Below are 16,435 nucleotides of genomic sequence, written 5' to 3'. Positions count from 1 at the left end.
GGTGACCGGGCACCTTCTACTCTACGAAGCGACCGGAAGACGAGCGGATCGGGCGAACCAGGCGAGGATCTCCTCCCCGGCGGTGACGCCCGCGGCGTCGGTCACCGAGACGGTCGGGTGGCGCCAGTCCATCAGTTCGAGTTCGCCGTGGCGAGGCCGGATCGCGGCGTCGGCGGCCTTCAGCATCTCCGCATCGAGCGCACCGTCACCCGCGGCGAAGACCGGGGCGTCGTCGGTAAGCACCCCGCGGTCTCGGAGCCGGCGGTGCACCTCTGCCACCGCGCGGCTCTTGCACACGCTGTTCGGCATCGTGTAGATCTTCCGGCCCTGCTGCGACGCGTTCCAGCCGCGCGTCGAACACCACTCGTGCCAGTCGTCGAGAAATCCCGCCGGTTGCCCTGCGACGTCGACGACGAGGTAGCAGAACAACTCGTCGGCGATGCGGAACTTCGACACCCAGTCCTCGGAGATTCGGCGGCGCAGTTCGGTCGTCATCTCGTCGAGGCTCGCACCCCCCGCGCGTACCGCTGCTTCCACGGTCCTGCGCCAGTGCGGGTCGAGATGCCCGTCCTCGAGGATCGACCCACCGTTGCTCGCGATTGCATAACGCCACGGACCGCCGGGGAGGTCGATGCGGCGGAACTGTTCGGGTGTGCGCGTGGTCGTCGGCACCATCGCGACCTCGCCGGCGAGCGTCCGAAGCTGTTGCGCAGCAATGTCGGTGACGTACGACAGCGGTGCGCTCTCGTAGTACTCGACACAGAGTAGATCCTGCGTGTCGAACTGGTCGCCGGTCATCGCGGCGCGCGAATAGATGAGGGTGCGGTCGAGATCGGTGGCGACCAGTGCGGTTGCAGTGCTGGTCACGGCAGGGCCTTGATCAGTCCCATGCAGGAGTAGGCCAGGTCGGGAACCTCCTCGACGGGAACGTCGCGAGCGGCCGCGAGCATCCGGATATGGGCGTGCTCGTCGGCGGTGATGTCGCGCACCAGAACCTTCCAGGGAACGCGGCGCAACAGCACGCGGGTGGTCTCTCCGACACCGGGTTTGACGAAGTTGACGCTCGAGATGCCGTACTGCGCCCGCACCCGCTCGACGGACTCCCAGCCGGCCCAGGTGGGGGTGCGGTCGGATTCGAGCACTGCCTGCGCGGCCGATGCGACGTCGCCGCACGTGTCGAACTCCGCGGCGACGGCGTCCAGCAGATGATTCGACACGTCGTCCGCGGCCAACTCGGCGTAGAACTTGGCGCCGTGGAACTCCCCGGGGCCGATCAGGCTGTCGTTGAGGACCGTTCGTGAGACCAGTCCGGAGACGGTGGAGTTCAGGCAGGCGGAGGCGATGAGAAAGTCGTCGCGCGTGCCGTAGGTGCGGACGCAGTGGCCGGGGTCGGCGAGTACCGCGAGATCGTCGGACAGGACGGGACCGCCTCGCGCGGTGTATTCGGCGAGCGCAGCGGACAGTTCACGCGCGATCGCGCCTTTGCCCGTCCAGCCGTCGACGAAGACGACCGACGCGGGAGCGTGCCGCGCGGTGATGTGGTCGAGAGCGGCGGAGTCGATGCCGCGACCCCGGACGATCGACACGGCGTAGTGCGGCAGCGTCAGACCGTGGTGGTGCAGCGCCCATCGACGGATCAGGATGCCGATCGGGGTGCCCGCCCGCGCGAGCGACACGAGGGTCAGGTCGGTTCCGCGTTCGGAGAGAAGCAGTTCGGTGACCGTGCCCACCGCGTGCGCCAACCGGCCCGCAGTGCCGGCCAGTGCCTTGTCGAACAGTTCGCGGTAGGCGGCGTCGGGTTGGTACTCGATCGGCAGGGACTCCGCGTAGTGCGCGAGACCCGCCTGGATCCGCGCCTCCCGTTCGGCGATGTCGCCCTCGAGGTCGGCGTGGGAGAGATCCTTGAGCAGCCACGTCACCTCGTCGGGCGCGTAGGAGCCGAACTCGGGTCCGGTCAGTGGCACGGTCATACGGTCTCCCTGTGGGTGCGCAGCACCGTCGGATCGGTGGCGGGCACGATCACGACGAGGACGTCCTCACCGGCAGCAGTGAGCACGTCGAGAACACCTCCCGGTGCGCGCAGGCGGTCGGTGTCGGCGGGCGGATCGATGACGAGGATCAGCTCGGCGCGGACCTCGGTGGACGTAGGCCACTGCGCGTTGTAGAGGAAGCGCGGCACCTCGTTCTCGAACTCGCTGTCGATGTGTTCGGGCGCGGTGAAACGGAATCCGCGGCGCAGCGGATATCCGTCGACGTCCATCACGTGGACGGGGGAGCGGGTCGTGGTCTGGAACAGGGCGGGAGTGCCGCGGTCGACGAGTGCCTCGGCGAGTCGCAGCGGCAGATACATCAATTCCTCGTGTCCGACGACGACGGCGGGGCGCCGGGCGTCGCGTACGTCCGCGATCGTGTCGGCGAGCGTCGACAGAGCCGCGTCGAAGGCCGCCGTGTCGGTGCGCAACATCCCGTGCCGCCCGCCGTCGGGCACATGGGACGGCCACGCCGCGTGGAGGAACCGGACGTCGCCGCGTTGCTCCCCCACCGGATTGAGGAGAGGGTCGGGTAACGCCGCGACCCGCGCGACGAGATCGTCGGGGACGACGGATCGTCCGGCGGCCAGGCTCACGTGCTCGATGCTCGTGCCGAGTTCCGCGGCGCCCTCTGCCGTCCGGCGGCGATCCTGTTCCGACCGCATGTCGACGAGGGAGGCGAGGACGTAACGATTACGCGGATGATCGCGGTGCAGCGCGCGGATGGCGTCGAGGGCCGTTGCTCCCGTGGAGATCTCGTCGTCGACGAGCACGAGCGGCGCGGCGTTGGCGAACAGTGCGCCGGAGGTCGGCTGCAGCAGGTGGAAGGTCGCGTGCGAGTGCCCCTCCTCGAATCCGGTGAGCACCTCCGCTCCGGGAACCTGGCGTCGCGTCGAATGCAGACAGCATGCGGCGTCGAGGGCGTCGGCCACGCAGTGACCGAGACCCGTTGCGGTCTCGGCGAATCCCATGACGACGGCGTCGGATGCCGCATCGCCGAGGAGGTCGGTGACGAGCCGGCCGAGCCGGTGACCGGCGCCGCGCACCGCGGCCGGTTCGGTGGGGATGTGCTTGCCGAGAACCGTGGAGACGAGCAGGTGCGCACGCCGTGGATTGCGTCGCAGCCCGGGCCTGACGAGCTCGGGAACCGTGAAGCCACATGACGACTCCGCATGTTCGAGAGCGAAACCGAGCTCTGCGGTGGCCCAGGGGATGTCGAGAATATCGGTCATCGGTCCACCAACGCCGTCAGCAGGTCGACGAAGGTGATCCCCTTGCGGGTGACACCGAACACCGACGCGCGCAACAGGGTCTGCTCGGCCCACGTACGGTGGGGTCGTCGTTCGTTCATCTTGTTCCCGTATCCCGAGGCCTGCACACCACCGGTGTCGCGATCGAGGATGTCGGTCGCATCGTGGAACTCCTCGTGGGTCACGGCCGACAGGGCATGCACCGCAGCGACATGCGACGGATGGATGACGGTCTTGCCCTGGATGCCGTTGGCGCGGTCGAGGGCGATCTCGCGCAGCAGACCGTCGAGGTCGCGGCTGACGAGCTGCTGACGGAACAGCACGGCATCCTGTTCCTCGAAGGGTGTCGAGCGCAGCATCGGTCGGAACATGCGTTCGTGGTCGGCAAAGTACTCCCAGACGGGCCCGGTGATGACGAAACCCGTTCCGTCGGTTCGCCCGAGGTGGTTGACGATGTCGGCGATCACGTCGACGACGACCCGGACGTCGTAGATCGTCAGGTCGCGGTCGCGCCGGATACCGAAGGTCGCGCACATGTCGGTCGCGCCGATCCGGACGGCGAGGATGCGGTGGCGATGTTCGGCGAGGATGCTCGAGATCGCACGCAATTCGCCGTCGCGGGTCTCGCGGTGGACGACCTCGGCCGACTCGATGACGGGCATCGCGTAGAGGTGACGGCCGAGGAGGTCCGACGCCGCGGCCACCGCCTCGAGGAAGACGGGGCCGGTGTGTGCGGTGAACTTGGGCACCACGAATCCGGTCAGCACGGCCTTGCCGGCGCCGAGCATAGACGCGATCCGCCCGACACCGTCGGCGGTGCGGACACGGACGAACAACATCATCGGCGTCGGTCCGCGTTCGGCGAGCGCATCGAGTGTCGCGACGGCGTTCTGCAGGCCCTGCTCGACCTCGTCGTCGGCGACGGCGTCCTCGAGGTCGAGCACCATCGACGTCACACCCTCGGCCGCACGTTTCGAGATGGTCGTGACGAGATCTCCGCGCGTCGCGGGTACGTAGAGCGTGGCGCCGAGAGCGGTCGCCAGGCGGTCGCGATCGTCGCTGTGCCCGAACGGCTCGGGACGGTGCAGGAACAACTCCTCCATCGTCGCGCCGTCGAGATGCCGAAAGTGCTGCATGGCGCGCACTTCGGTAAGCGTGGCCCCCCTCATGCGTTCTCGGTCCGTCCTCTCATCCGATCGACCACTCCTGCGATGAAGGTAGACACCGCATCCAAATTTCTGACGTAGGCCCAGTAGTCGGGGTGCACACCGGTGAGTGCGTCGACGGCCCTGTCGATCCGGCTCAACTGCGAGTCGAGAACGGAACCCCATTCTGCGGTGAGACCGCGTTGCACGGCCAGGTGTTGTGCGTCACGGAGGTGGAACCGTACCTCGTCGACCTTGGCCCCCGGATTCTGCCGGACGGAGCGCAGCGTGGCGAGTCGTGCGGTCACGGCGTCGACGAGTTCCTCGGCGCGTGACAGCTCGGCGCGGATCGCCGCGACCAGCTCGAGCGCTTCCTCGGGGCGGCCGTCCTTCGCCGCCGCCCGTGCGCGTCCGAGCTGGTCCTCGGCGCGAGCGAGCAGTTCTGCGGCCTGTTTCTCGTTCCCGGACAGGTCGGCGGAGCTGGCCGCATTGAACTCGCGCAACAGCGCGGAGAAGGCCGGGGCGAGACCTTCCGCACGGGTCCGGACCGCTCCGATCCTGGTGGTGACCGAGGCGAGGGTGCGAACGGCTTCGTCGCGGCGCCCCGGTGCTGCGGCGAGGGCGTCGAGCAGAGCAGTGGTCGCCTCTTCGACTCGGAGGGCCGCTGTGCGGGTCGCGCCCACGCTGTGCGCTGCATCGAGGCTGTTCAGAGCCTTCTCGAGCGTTTCGGTGGCGGATCGGACCGACGGATAGTTCGCAAAGGAAACAAAATCCGGGGTCCGCGTCGCGGCGAGGGTGTTGCGCGCTTCGGTACGCATCCGGTGTGCCAGCTCGGGCACCGTGTTCGCCACGGTCGTCATGTGCTCGAGGTGTCCCCGGTTGTTTCCGAAGAATTCATCAAGTGTTCGTGTTGCTTCGGTTATCTGCCGCAGTGCCTGCTCGTAGGCCGGAGCAGGTGCGAGCGGTTGTTCCGGATCCGTCACTGCCAGTTGAAGATACGTCTCACCGGCGCGATAACACGCCTGACGGATGGGATCCCACTGACGGAGCAGGTGCCGTTCGGGTTCGAGCTCGTAGGACGCGGCCACACCGGCCTCGATGACGGACTGGCGCTTGTCCATGTCGAGGAACGCCGCGACCATCGCATCGTGTGCACGACGAGCCGCGGGATCTTCCGTGTTTCCCCCGCCGAACAGGCGGCGCGTCCATCGGCTCGCCACAGAACCGAATGGTACTGGGCGCACGTCCACCGGGCCGATCCGTCACCTTTCCGCCGGTCGGAACTGTGGTTCGTGCGGGTCACGAAGTGAGGCGCGGGACCGGGCATAGTGGATATGGGCGTACCCCACGGCAACAACTAGTGTGGGGAGAAACGCACACCGGGCGTGCCCTATACCGGTACGTCGACCGTTGGAACGATCGAAAGGACCCCGCATGGGCGTCAGCTTGACCAAGGGCGGAAACGTCTCCCTCACCAAGGAAGCTCCGAACCTGACGGCAGTGGCCGTCGGCCTGGGCTGGGACGTTCGCACCACCACCGGCACCGACTTCGACCTCGATGCCAGTGCCATCGCTACCGGGGCCGACAAGAAGGTCGTCTCCGACCAGCACTTCGTCTTCTTCAACAACCTCAAGTCGCCCGACGGTGCCATCGAGCACGCCGGTGACAACCGCACGGGTGAGGGCGAAGGCGACGACGAGGTCATCAACGTCGACCTCGCCGCCACCCCGGCGAACATCGAGAGCATCTTCTTCCCGGTCTCGATCTACGATGCCGATTCCCGCAGCCAGTCGTTCGGCCAGGTCCGCAACGCTTACATCCGCGTCGTCGACCGCGCGAACGGCAACGAACTCGCTCGTTACGACCTGTCCGAGGACGCCTCGACCGAGACCGCCATGGTCTTCGGCGAGCTGTACCGCAACGGTGCGGAGTGGAAGTTCCGCGCCATCGGCCAGGGCTACGCGTCCGGTCTCGCGGGTATCGCCCGCGACTACGGCGTCAACGTCTAGTTCGTTTCTTCCGGGTTCCGGCTTCGGTCGCAGTACCGAAGCCGGAGCCGACGTGCAGTAACCACCCTGCAACGCCCTGATTCCGATTAGAAAGGCCACGCTTCGTGGTTCTGCGAATATTCGGTGCATCCTTCGCGGTCACCGTCGTCTCCCTCGTGGTCGCCTTCCTCTACGGCGGCCCGCAGGCTCTGTTCCTCTGCGTGATCCTCGGCATCCTCGAGGTCTCGCTGTCGTTCGACAACGCGGTCATCAACGCGACCGTGCTGCGGCGGATGAGCGAGTTCTGGCAGAAGATCTTCCTCACCGTCGGCATCCTCATCGCCGTCTTCGGTATGCGTCTGGTGTTCCCCCTCGCGATCGTGTGGGTGGCGTCCGGACTCGGCCCCATCGCGGCACTCGACCTCGCGTTGAATCCGCCGCCGGACGGAGCCGCCTACTTCCCGGACGGCAGCCCCAGCTACGAGACCCTGATCACCGATGCGCATCCGCAGATCGCGGCGTTCGGCGGCATGTTCCTGCTGATGCTCTTCCTGCACTTCATCCTCGAAGATCGCGAGATCAAGTGGCTCGAATGGCTCGAGCGTCCCCTCGCGAAGGCCGGCAAGCTCGAGCAGCTCGAGGTCGTCGTCGCCACCGCGCTGCTGCTCATCACGGCCACCGTGATCGCACCCGAGGACAAGGTCTCGACCGTCATGATCGCCGGCGCGCTCGGCATGATCACCTACATCGCGGTCAACGGACTCGGCGAGATGTTCCACATCCCCGAGGAAGGCGAAGAGCCCAGCGGCGGACCGAGCGGCCTCGCGAAGGCCACCGGTAAGGCCGGCTTCTTCCTGTTCCTCTACCTCGAGGTGCTCGACGCGTCGTTCTCGTTCGACGGTGTCATCGGAGCCTTCGCCATCACGTCCGACCCGATCATCATCGCCCTGGGCCTCGGCTTCATCGGCGCGATGTTCGTCCGCTCGATCACCATCTTCCTGGTGCGCAAGGGCACGCTGTCCGACTACGTGTACCTCGAGCACGGTGCTCACTGGGCCATCGGTGCGCTGGCACTGATCCTGCTGTACTCGATCGGCACCCACGTGCCGGAGGTCATCACCGGCCTCGTCGGTGTCGCCCTGATCGGTGCGGCATTCGCCTCGAGCATCTACCGCAACCGCAAGATCGCGGCGAGAGAAGGCGAAGATGCTGTGAAGACCAGCATCCCCTGATCCTCGACAATTCGAACCACATGCCGATGGGAGCCCTCGATCCGACATCTCGGATCGGGGGCTCCCATCGCTTTTCCGTACCCCGTGCGCATCCGCGCAGCACTCCGACGAAAGGCTCGACATGGCCATCGACTACAACAAGAAGCCCGAACAGAACGCAGGCGGCGTCAACCTGAGCAAGATCAACCTCACCAAGGAATCCCCGACCGTGAGCCTGTCGAAGGCCGGGTCCGGGCAGGGCGTCACGCGGGTGAACCTCAACTGGTCGCGCGATGAGCAGAAGAAGGGCTTCCTCGCGAAGCTCACGGGCGCGAGCGGCGGCGTGGACCTCGACCTCGGCTGCCTGTTCGAACTCGCCGATGGTTCCAAGGGAGTCATCCAGGCGCTCGGGAACAGCTTCGGCGCGCTGAACCCCCCGCCGTACATCCACCTCGACGGCGACGACCGCACCGGCTCGAACACCGGTGGCGAGAACATGCACGTCAACCTCGAGCGCCCCGAACTGTTCAAGCGTGTGCTGATCTTCGCGATGATCTACGAAGGAGCGCCGAACTGGGCTGCCGTGGACGGCGTCGTGACGCTGACCCCGCCGTCGGGTCCGCAGATCGAGGTGCGCCTGGACTCGCCGAACAACGGCGCGCGCATCTGCGCGATCGCGATGCTGCAGAACACCGGGCAGGGCATCACCGTCGAGCGTCTCGTGCAGTACATCGACGGCAGCCAGTCCGACCTCGACCGCGCGTTCGGGTGGGGCATGCAGTGGCAGGCGGGGCGTAAGTAGCCCCTAGTGCGAAATTCTTTCCGGCCTGGTGGCCGGTCACGGGAGATCCCGCCGGCGCATGTCGGCGGGATCTCGGTGGTTCCAGGGGTGCAAGCAGGTCAGCGTCGTCGGAGAGCGAGGACCGGAATGGTGCGTTTCCCGCGCGTCTTCTCCTCGACCTCTGCTCGACCGGTCTTGCGGCCACGATGATGCACGAGCGCCATGGGCGCACCCTCGAAGTTGCCGCCGACCCGGCCTCCGTTGGCCCGGAACTCGGCGATCACCTGCGCATTCCAGTCGTCGGACGAACTCATGGGAGAAATCCTCCTGGCTACTGCAGTCGGCTACGAACCACCGTAATCATGTAGAGGACCACGGGGTCCGGAACGAGGAATCACGAGCGGTCGGTGGTCGCCGCCAAGGATCCCAATAGCCGAAGTTTGTCGTCACTGGGCGAGCCGGCAGAGGCCCGGTACACGATCAACTGATGTCCAGGTGCGCTGCGAACGTCGAATGCGTTGTATTCGAGGACGAGATCGCCGACGGCAGGATGCCGGAACTCCTTGGCCTCGTGTGTTTTGCCCCGCACATCGTGCCGATTCCACAGTTCGCGGAACTCCGCGCTCGCATCGTGCACCTCGAGAACGAGGGCACGAACGTCGTCGACCGAGCCGGTGTGGCCCAGAGCGAGCCGGAGATTCGCGACGCACGACGTCGTGGCGCGCTCCCAATCGGTGAAGAAGCGGCGCCCGAAGGGATCGAGGAAGGTCATGCGCACGAGATTGTCGATGCGCTCGAAGCCGCTGTAGAGCGCACCGGCGAGCTCGTTGTACGCGAGAACATCCAACCGGCGGTCGATGATGAACGCGGGTGTGTGCGACCAGGATGAGAGAAGCTCCCGCAGTGAATCGTCCACGGTCTTCCGCACCGCAGTGGGCGGTGTCGGAGCCAGTCCGGCGAGACGGAACAGGTGCTCGCGCAGGTCGGTGTCGAGAGCCAGTGCGCCGGCGAGGGCGTTGAGAACCGCCGGAGACGGGTTCCGTTCGCGACCCTGTTCGAGTCGCGTGTAGTAGTCGACGCTGACACCGGCGAGCATGGCAACTTCCTCGCGACGCAGACCGGAGACCCGCCGCCCCGACTGCGCCGTGATGCCGACATCCGACGGCTGCACGTGCCCGCGTCGCGCCTTGAGGAAGGTTCCGAGTTCGGTGGAGGCCATGAGACGACGCTAGCTCCCCGGATGCGGTACAGACAGGCCCTGGTGCACCCAGGCACACACCGGCCTGTTCCGGCCGCCCATCCGCCCCGACAGTGGAACTCGCCGGATCTCCCGGCACCCCGATCCTCATCTGGAGTACACATGACCATCCCCTTCACTCCCGAATTGTTCGAACTCATCCGCGAGAACGCCGGAGGGCATCGTCCGCTCCTGTTCGGCAATGCCCGGATCATCACCGGCGACTCCCTGATCGGCGATTTCGACCGCGGCGACGTTCTGCTCGGTGGCTCTCGTGTCCGGCAACCTTCGCAATCCTGCCCGTTTCTCGCGACGACTCGGAAACAAATGTGCTGCAACGATTCATCGATGATGCCGACGCCGCGCACACGGTCGTCGTCGACGGTGAGATAACCCTCTGGGGCGGTCGATCGGTCCACGCCGACGACCCGACGGAGACCCCGACCGCCACGGACGTGGCATCGGACCGTCATCTCGGAACTTGGATCGACGAAACGGATTTCGTGCACCAGCACCTGACCGCGGACGGTCGCTACGACGAGACCCGCGGTGGACGCCCGCATGCATATCAGGGCTCCTATCGGATCACCGGCGACCGCATCGACTACCGCGACGACCTCGGATTCTGGGCCTTCGGCGAATTCGTCGACGGCACCCTGCAGCACGCCGGTTACACCTTCCGCCGCGCCTGACACTCATCGGAAAGCCACCACAATGAAGACAACTCTCGCCGATTTCACCGCGGCCCACGACAGCGACCGTCCGATCCTGCTGACCGGTGGCGCCGTCGTCACCATGGACCCCTCGATCCCGGACCTCGACGCCGGCGACGTCCTGCTCGTCGGCCCGCAGATCATCGCGATCGGCGCCGACCTACGCTCCGATCCCGGGCACGGTGCCGCAGCAGCCTCGGCACTCGTGGTCGACACCCGCGGTGCGATCGTCGGCCCCGGTTTCGTCGACACCCACCGTCACGCCTGGGAAGCGCAACTGCGCCGGAGCATTCCCGACGTTTCCGACCTCGGCGAATATGTCATGTCGACCCTGGCCGGCGTCGCCCCGAACTACGCACCGGAGGACATGTACATCGGTACCCGTCTCGCCGCGCTGACCGCGCTCGACTCGGGCATCACCACCATGCTCGACTTCTCGCACAACTCCCGCACTTCCGCGCACTCCGATGCTGCACTGAATGCGCTCATCGACACCGGAATTCGGGGCGTGCATGCCTCGATGGGTCCTCACTTCGGTGAGTGGGATCGTCAATGGCCCAAGGATATGAACCGGTTGGTGAGCGACTTCCACGGCGCCGCAGACGGTCTCGTCACGGTGCGGCTGGCCGCCCTGGCGACCGACGAGATCGCCGGACCTGCGATCGCCTACGGGCCCGAACTCGCTGCTTTCGCACGTGATCTCGGTGTGTGGACGAGCATCGACGCGGTTTTCGGGATACCGTCGTCGGAGGCGATCCTGCGCTGGGCACGGATGGGGATCCTCGATCCGACCCTCACCTTGATCCATGCGACCGGCCTGACCCCCGAGGCGTGGACGGCGATGGGGGATGCCGGTGTCACGGTTTCCCTCGCCCCGACCTCCGACGCCCAGATCGGCCTCGAATCGGCGGCGCCCGCTGTGGACGAGGCTCTCGCCGTCGGGATCCGGCCGGGTCTGAGCATCGACGTGGAGGTCGCGCTCGCGAGCGACATGTTCACCCAGATGCGGACCCTGCATGCCATCCAACGCATGCGCGCCACCAATGCTGCATACGGAACGGAGGAGACCCGCAACCGGATCACCACCCGCGACGTCCTCGACTTCGCCACCCTGCAAGGCGCGCATGCCAACGCGCTCGGGCACGTCACCGGTTCGCTGACACCGGGCAAGGAGGCCGACCTGCTCATCGTCCGCGCCGACGACATCAACAACATGCCGCTCAACGACGCCGTCGGCACCCTCGTGCTCGGCTCCGACGCACGCAACATCGACACCGTCCTCGTCGCCGGCAACCCGCGCAAGTGGGCGGGTTCGCTGGTCGGCGAGGACATCGACGCCCTGCGCGAGGCCGTGATCCGTTCCCGCAACGCCATCATCGGGCGGGTGGCGGCGACACTGTGACGACCTCCAGGGAAGTGAAGGACATGAAACAAGCCGGGCACCCGTTCGTCGGACTGTGGGTGACCGCCGACGGTAACATCCGCCAGCGTCTGCTGCCGGAGGGGCGATACGTCGAGGCCCGCGGCAGCCGGGAAGCTGCATACACCGGTGACTACCGGATCGAAGGAACGATGATCTACTACCGTGACGACACCGGCTTTTCCGCCGACGGTGAGTTCCGCGACGACGTGCTGTACCACGCGGGAATGGTCATGTATCGGCACCTGAGAGCGCGGCAGTAGGAGTGCCGATCCGGACGATGGTCATGCGGGCCGTTCGGTCGCAGCCAGGAGCTCGTGCAGCACGCCTTCCTGGAAAGTCCGTGCTTGCCGACCTGAAGGCGGAAGCTCACCGGAGCGTGCTGCGATGGACTGTTCGATCGCCTCGACCGGCTGGTAGCCGGTTCCGAGTAACCGTCGGCCGGCGTCGATTTTGGACAGCCACTTCCCGTAGCGATGTCGAACCAGCGCGCGACAGGCTCCGAGGACCGCGTCGTCGGCTCCGGGTGCGGGCCGGTCATCGGCTGGGCCGGGCAGCGCCATCCACCAGCGCAGCGAGTCGACCAATAGGCTCTGTAGTTCCTCCGGTGCCAGCTCGGCGAATGTCTCCGGGGCCGGCGGTCCCGCCAACACCCGGCCGCTCTGGTGCAGGATGCTGCGGTCCAGTCCGTACCAGAACGTCCCGTCGGCTGCCGGGCGGTCTGTGGGCTGAAGTGTCTGCCGGAAGGTCATGTCCGGCCCGTCGTTCAACTCGAGCTCGAAGCCCGGTTCTCCGGTGCCCGACTGCGCCGTAGCTATGGTGTAGACCACCAGTTCCAGACCTCGGGCCGGACATGGCAGGGCGCTGTGCCGCAGCCGAGCGATCAACTCCCGCTTCACCGTTTCGCTCAGGGGGTCGCGGCAGAGCAGGGCGATGTCGATGTCGCTGCGGCCGGGATGGAAGGCGTTCAGGGCGAGCGACCCGGCCGCGTACGCCCCGACGAACTCCGCACCGAGCACCTCCCGGGCAGTGTCCACGACGGCTTCGAGGTATGGCTCTACATCGATATTCGGCACCACCCCATCATGCGCGGCACACCGTGCCGTGCACACGATGCATGCCTCTCCGTGGTGAGGCGCAGGATGCGGGCCGATAGAGCCCCGTGGGGTGGTGGGCTTTGAGGTCGAATCCTCGGTGCCTACTCGCCGCGGTTGAGCGCGGCGATGGTTTCAGTATCGCTGCTGGGGACCAGCAACGCCATCGACCCTTCGGAGAGGTAGCGGCGCTCGCCGGACTGCCACTCGTCGTGCATGTCGGCCAGGACCGCTCCGACGAGCCGGATCACGGCCGCTTCATTCGGGAATATGCCCACGACGCGGGCTCTGCGCTCGATCTCCTTGTTCACCCTCTCCAGCGGATTGGTCGACCAGATCTTCGACCGATGCGCCCGCGGAAAGACACTGAACGCCAGGACCTCTGCCTTGGCCTGGTCCATCAACGGACCGATCTTGGGGAACCGGCCGGCCAGCTCGTCGCGGACCTCGTCCCACGTCGAGGCGACGGTGGCGGGATCGGGCTGGGCGAAGATCGTGCGAAACGCCGCGGCGACCATGTCGGAGTGCGACGTGGGCACGTGCGCCAGCAGGTTTCGCGCGAAATGCACCCGGCATCACCGGTGCCCGGCCCCCTGGAACGAGCGGCGCAGTGCGGCGACCAGGCCGGCATGTTGATCGCTGATGACCAGCCGGACACCGGACAGACCGCGTCGTTTGAGCGAAGCGAGGAAACCGCGCCAGAACACCTCGTCCTCGCTGTCCCCGACATCGAGGCTCAGCACTTCCCGGGCACCCTCGGCGGTGACCCGGTGGCGACCACGACCGCCATCGAGGTCACCTGTGAGGACGAGTTACGTACGTGCAGATAGGTCGCATTGAGATAGACGTACGGAAACGCGATGTGATCGAGCGGGCGGGTGCGGAACGCGCCGACCACCTCGTCGAGGCCGGCGCAGATCCGTGACACCTCGGACTTGGAAATGCCCGACTCGATTCCCAGAGCCGCGACGAGGTCGTCCACGCTGCGGGTGGAGACGCCGGGTCGGAGGTCGAGGCGCCACACCGAGGTCGGCCAGTGGCATACGAAACTTGGGGTGTCCGCAGCGATCCGGGCGGTAAAGCGGCTGTCGTGTTGTTCGTCTTACCCTCACTGCACGGTGTTATCCGTCGGTGGGCTGTCGCGTGTCTCGGCGGCGATTCGGCGGGGATCGTCGTGGGCGAGTGCTTCGATGAGAATCCGCCGCGGGTGTGCGGCGGTTCCGGTGACCAGATACTTCTGGCCGAAACGCACGTGCCGGGCCTGATCGATCATCTCGTCGGTGACGATGGTGGCCGTCGGCGAGGGCGGGACCGCAGTGGCCTCGTGCAGCGCGTCGCTCACGATACGGCGCGGGTCGTACCGTCGTAGATCCAGCGATTCCCACTCCTGGGGGTGCAATGAGATCCCTATGTCGCGTTCGGCGTCGCTGCGAGTCTTGTCGATGAAGTCGCGCAGCGATCGGACGGTCCCGGCGAGGTGGTGGGCGTAGACAGTCAGGCGTTGCGGGCCGATCACGGTCCCGGCGAGGACAGCGATGAGGAACAGTTTTTCGAGGGTCAGGCCGAACATGGTGTGGACTCCTCAGTTACGAGGTCGAGGACAGCTCGGGGTGATCCGAGTCGAGGGTGCGCCGGGCTGCTCTGCGGTCGTGTAGATGGGTGATCAGGAGAGCGGCGCCGAACAGCGCCGACATCGGTACTGCGACCAGGAACATCGACAACACGTCGGCGGCCGGTGTCACCAGGGCGCTGAAGAGGGTGATGACGACGACGATGAGGCGCCAGCTGCGGCGCAGGGCGTGTGCGGAGACGATCCCGAGACAGTTGAGCATCACCAGCACGACCGGCAGGACGAATGCGACCCCGGTGGCCAGCACGATCTTCATCACGAAGTCCACGTAGTACGAGGCGTTGAGAAGGGTGCTGTCCTGGTCGGAGGAGAAGCCGGTGAGCACGCTCACCATGCGGGGGAAGAGCAGGAAACCGAAGGTGCATCCCGCAGCGAACAGTGGCGCGGCGGCCGCGGAGAATCCGATGGCGTACGTCTTTTCGCGACGGGTCAGTCCGGGGGTGATGTAGGCGAACAGTTCGCGCAGCCAGACGGGACTGGAGACGATGATCCCGGTGAACAGCGCGATCTTCAGTTCGACGTCGAACGCTCCGGTGACGGTGTCGTAGTTCAGGCTTGCCTGGCGGGATCGGGCCAGTTCCTCGATGGGTGCGCGCAGGACGTCGAGGATCTGATCGGCGAAGACGAAGCCGGTGATCACGCCGACCAGCAGCGCCACCGCCGCGCGAAGTCCGCGCCGTCGTGCCTCGTTCAGGTGGTCGGCGAGCGGCATCGTGCCGCGCGCGGCGGTGCCCGCGGTCATGAGGCGTGTCGGTGGGGCACCGGCGTCATGGTGCCGGTGGAGGTGGCCGTGTTCCGTTCGTCGACGGTGACAGGGGCGTTGTCGCCCGTGGTGACGGTGGGTTGCTCACGTACCTCGTCTTTGAGGATGCGCAGGGATTGTCCGACGCCCTTGGCGAGGGCGGGGAGTTTGGCGGCACCGAAGACGAGCAGCAGGATCGCCAGGACGATCAGGGCGTGCCAGCCGGTGAGGTTGTGCAGCATGAGGTTCTCCTCGAGGGTGGGAAGCGATCGTGGTCAGTTCGTGGTTGCCGGGGTGGTTCCTGGCGCTGTGCCGTTGGGCGGTGCGCCGGCCGGGGGAGTCCCGGCGCCGGCCGGGGGTTGACCTGCTCCGGGTCCACCCGGACCAGCGCCGGGTGCGCCTGCGCCGTGGCTGAGGGTGGGTTCGGTGGTGGTGTCGACGGCGACGGCGAGTGTCCCGACGTAGCCGGTGGCGGGGTCACCGGTGAACGTGCCCATCTGCAGGTCGTACCCGTCGCCGAAGACGTTGTCGTTGTCGAGGCTGCCCACCTGGGCGAGGTTGCGGGCAGACTCGGGATAGGTGCTGAGTTGGTAGACCGCGTCGAGCATGTCCTGCGGGAAGGCGACCTGCGAGGTCGCGATGGCGTTGTCGGCATCGGTTGCGGAGTCGGCGTCGGGATAGATCTCGAAATGGATGTGGGTCCAGCGGCCGGTGTAGCAGCCGGGAACGATGGTCTCGAATGTTGCCGTGCCGTCGGCGTCGGTGATCTGGATTCCACGGAGATAGGTTTGGTCCTCGACGCCTTCGGAGTACATCGAGTACCGGCCCTGAGCGTCGCACTGCCAGGCGTACACGGCCACCCCGTCGAACGGGACGCCACCGTTCGCCGTGTCGGTGACAGTGAAGGTCAGCGAGAGCGGGACACCGTCGGCGGTGCTCCCGCCGTCGAGGCTCGAGGTGATGTCCCTGCGGACGATTCCCGATTCCTCGAGCACGTTGATTCCATTCGTGCCGTCGGCGGGGGAGGGCCCGTTGGTTTCTTCGGGTATCTCGCCTGCAGGGGTCACCGACGCAGTCGCTGAGGCCGTGGTGGTTGTGCTTGCGGTGCCTGTGGAGCAGGCAGCCAGGGCCAGGGCGCCGGCTCCGGCGCCGACGACGCCGAGCACCCGACGCCGGGTGACCAGGGTCGTGAT

General features: G+C 66.7%; 18 protein-coding genes and 2 pseudogenes. 6 read left to right on the top strand and 14 right to left on the bottom strand.

Features of this window, described 5'->3' with window-relative positions; genetic code table 11:
- Positions 1–21: 21 nt before the first annotated feature.
- From IM25_RS05410 to IM25_RS05390, 5 genes are all read right to left on the bottom strand, one after another.
- Complete coding sequence (locus IM25_RS05410; RefSeq protein ID WP_052040079.1) at positions 22–798, bottom strand: HAD family hydrolase; 777 nt, start codon at positions 796–798, stop codon at positions 22–24.
- A gap of 65 nt (positions 799–863) precedes the next feature.
- Complete coding sequence (locus tag IM25_RS05405) at positions 864–1,970, bottom strand: cysteine protease StiP family protein (RefSeq protein WP_065995836.1); 1,107 nt, start codon at positions 1,968–1,970, stop codon at positions 864–866.
- Positions 1,967–3,262: a phosphoribosyltransferase family protein gene (locus tag IM25_RS05400; protein ID WP_065995835.1), complete on the bottom strand. Its 1,296-nt coding sequence runs from the start codon at positions 3,260–3,262 to the stop codon at positions 1,967–1,969. Before IM25_RS05400 ends, IM25_RS05405 begins: the two co-directional genes overlap by 4 nt.
- On the bottom strand, positions 3,259–4,416 hold the full coding sequence (locus tag IM25_RS05395; protein ID WP_006550712.1) for an HpcH/HpaI aldolase/citrate lyase family protein: 1,158 nt from the start codon (positions 4,414–4,416) through the stop codon (positions 3,259–3,261). The genes IM25_RS05400 and IM25_RS05395 overlap by 4 nt, the downstream gene beginning before the upstream one ends.
- Before the next feature lie 29 nt (positions 4,417–4,445).
- Positions 4,446–5,567 carry a hypothetical protein gene (locus IM25_RS05390; RefSeq protein WP_033097515.1) on the bottom strand — a complete coding sequence of 374 codons (1,122 nt, stop codon included), beginning with the start codon at positions 5,565–5,567 and terminating at the stop codon, positions 4,446–4,448.
- Between the two features lie 292 nt (positions 5,568–5,859).
- On the opposite strand from IM25_RS05390, the gene IM25_RS05385 reads away from it, so the two are divergent.
- From IM25_RS05385 to IM25_RS05375, 3 genes are all read left to right on the top strand, one after another.
- A complete protein-coding gene (locus tag IM25_RS05385; RefSeq protein WP_006550710.1) occupies positions 5,860–6,435 on the top strand; it encodes a TerD family protein in 576 nt (191 codons plus the stop codon).
- A gap of 104 nt (positions 6,436–6,539) precedes the next feature.
- Entirely contained in the window at positions 6,540–7,646 is a 1,107-nt protein-coding gene (locus IM25_RS05380) for a DUF475 domain-containing protein (protein WP_033097514.1), read from the top strand.
- Positions 7,647–7,767: 121 nt separating this feature from the next.
- Positions 7,768–8,427, top strand: a complete 660-nt coding sequence (locus IM25_RS05375; protein ID WP_065995834.1) for a TerD family protein — start codon at positions 7,768–7,770, stop codon at positions 8,425–8,427.
- A 155-nt stretch (positions 8,428–8,582) separates the two neighbouring features.
- Here the strand turns inward: IM25_RS05375 and IM25_RS05370 are convergent.
- The 3 genes and pseudogenes from IM25_RS05370 to IM25_RS26685 form a co-directional block, all read right to left on the bottom strand.
- Positions 8,583–8,720: pseudogene (locus tag IM25_RS05370) on the bottom strand (nitroreductase/quinone reductase family protein); the annotation flags it as partial.
- Positions 8,721–8,800: 80 nt separating this feature from the next.
- Entirely contained in the window at positions 8,801–9,625 is an 825-nt protein-coding gene (locus IM25_RS05365; RefSeq protein WP_033097512.1) for a helix-turn-helix transcriptional regulator, read from the bottom strand.
- A gap of 126 nt (positions 9,626–9,751) precedes the next feature.
- Positions 9,752–9,928 (bottom strand): hypothetical protein, encoded by a 177-nt coding sequence (locus IM25_RS26685; RefSeq protein ID WP_232333411.1) that lies wholly within the window; start codon positions 9,926–9,928, stop codon positions 9,752–9,754.
- A 44-nt stretch (positions 9,929–9,972) separates the two neighbouring features.
- Here IM25_RS26685 and IM25_RS26680 point away from each other — a divergent pair, with 44 nt between their 5' ends.
- From IM25_RS26680 to IM25_RS05350, 3 genes are read left to right on the top strand one after another with little or no spacing between them, the layout of a single operon-like run.
- Positions 9,973–10,335: an Atu4866 domain-containing protein gene (locus tag IM25_RS26680; RefSeq protein ID WP_232333410.1), complete on the top strand. Its 363-nt coding sequence runs from the start codon at positions 9,973–9,975 to the stop codon at positions 10,333–10,335.
- Between the two features lie 22 nt (positions 10,336–10,357).
- The gene (locus tag IM25_RS05355) at positions 10,358–11,758 is read left to right on the top strand and encodes an amidohydrolase family protein (RefSeq protein ID WP_033097511.1); all 1,401 of its coding nucleotides are present in this window, start codon (positions 10,358–10,360) and stop codon (positions 11,756–11,758) included.
- A gap of 23 nt (positions 11,759–11,781) precedes the next feature.
- Positions 11,782–12,039: an Atu4866 domain-containing protein gene (locus IM25_RS05350; protein ID WP_006550703.1), complete on the top strand. Its 258-nt coding sequence runs from the start codon at positions 11,782–11,784 to the stop codon at positions 12,037–12,039.
- 21 nt (positions 12,040–12,060) lie between these two features.
- Here the strand turns inward: IM25_RS05350 and IM25_RS05345 are convergent, their stop codons facing one another.
- The 6 genes and pseudogenes from IM25_RS05345 to IM25_RS26375 all read right to left on the bottom strand — a co-directional run bounded on the left by IM25_RS05345 (position 12,061) and on the right by IM25_RS26375 (position 16,435).
- Complete coding sequence (locus IM25_RS05345; protein ID WP_232333409.1) at positions 12,061–12,813, bottom strand: nucleotidyltransferase domain-containing protein; 753 nt, start codon at positions 12,811–12,813, stop codon at positions 12,061–12,063.
- 161 nt (positions 12,814–12,974) lie between these two features.
- Positions 12,975–13,870, bottom strand: a pseudogene (locus tag IM25_RS05340) (IS256 family transposase); the annotation flags it as partial.
- 108 nt (positions 13,871–13,978) lie between these two features.
- Positions 13,979–14,440, bottom strand: coding sequence for a Sec-independent protein translocase subunit TatA/TatB (locus IM25_RS05335; RefSeq protein WP_033097510.1), 462 nt, complete (start codon positions 14,438–14,440; stop codon positions 13,979–13,981).
- Between the two features lie 16 nt (positions 14,441–14,456).
- Positions 14,457–15,242, bottom strand: a complete 786-nt coding sequence (gene tatC, locus IM25_RS05330; RefSeq protein WP_052040073.1) for a twin-arginine translocase subunit TatC — start codon at positions 15,240–15,242, stop codon at positions 14,457–14,459.
- The gene (locus IM25_RS05325; protein WP_033097509.1) at positions 15,239–15,484 is read right to left on the bottom strand and encodes a twin-arginine translocase TatA/TatE family subunit; all 246 of its coding nucleotides are present in this window, start codon (positions 15,482–15,484) and stop codon (positions 15,239–15,241) included. Before IM25_RS05325 ends, tatC begins: the two co-directional genes overlap by 4 nt.
- Positions 15,485–15,517: 33 nt before the next feature.
- Positions 15,518–16,435 carry an intradiol ring-cleavage dioxygenase gene (locus IM25_RS26375; RefSeq protein ID WP_198162566.1) on the bottom strand — a complete coding sequence of 306 codons (918 nt, stop codon included), beginning with the start codon at positions 16,433–16,435 and terminating at the stop codon, positions 15,518–15,520.

Origin of the sequence: Rhodococcus sp. p52, from assembly GCF_000763325.2 — a bacterium.
Classification (GTDB): Bacteria; Actinomycetota; Actinomycetes; order Mycobacteriales; family Mycobacteriaceae; genus Rhodococcus; species Rhodococcus pyridinivorans.
The sequence above is the reverse complement of the archived record's forward strand: the minus strand, read 5'-3'. Positions and strand labels throughout refer to the sequence as shown.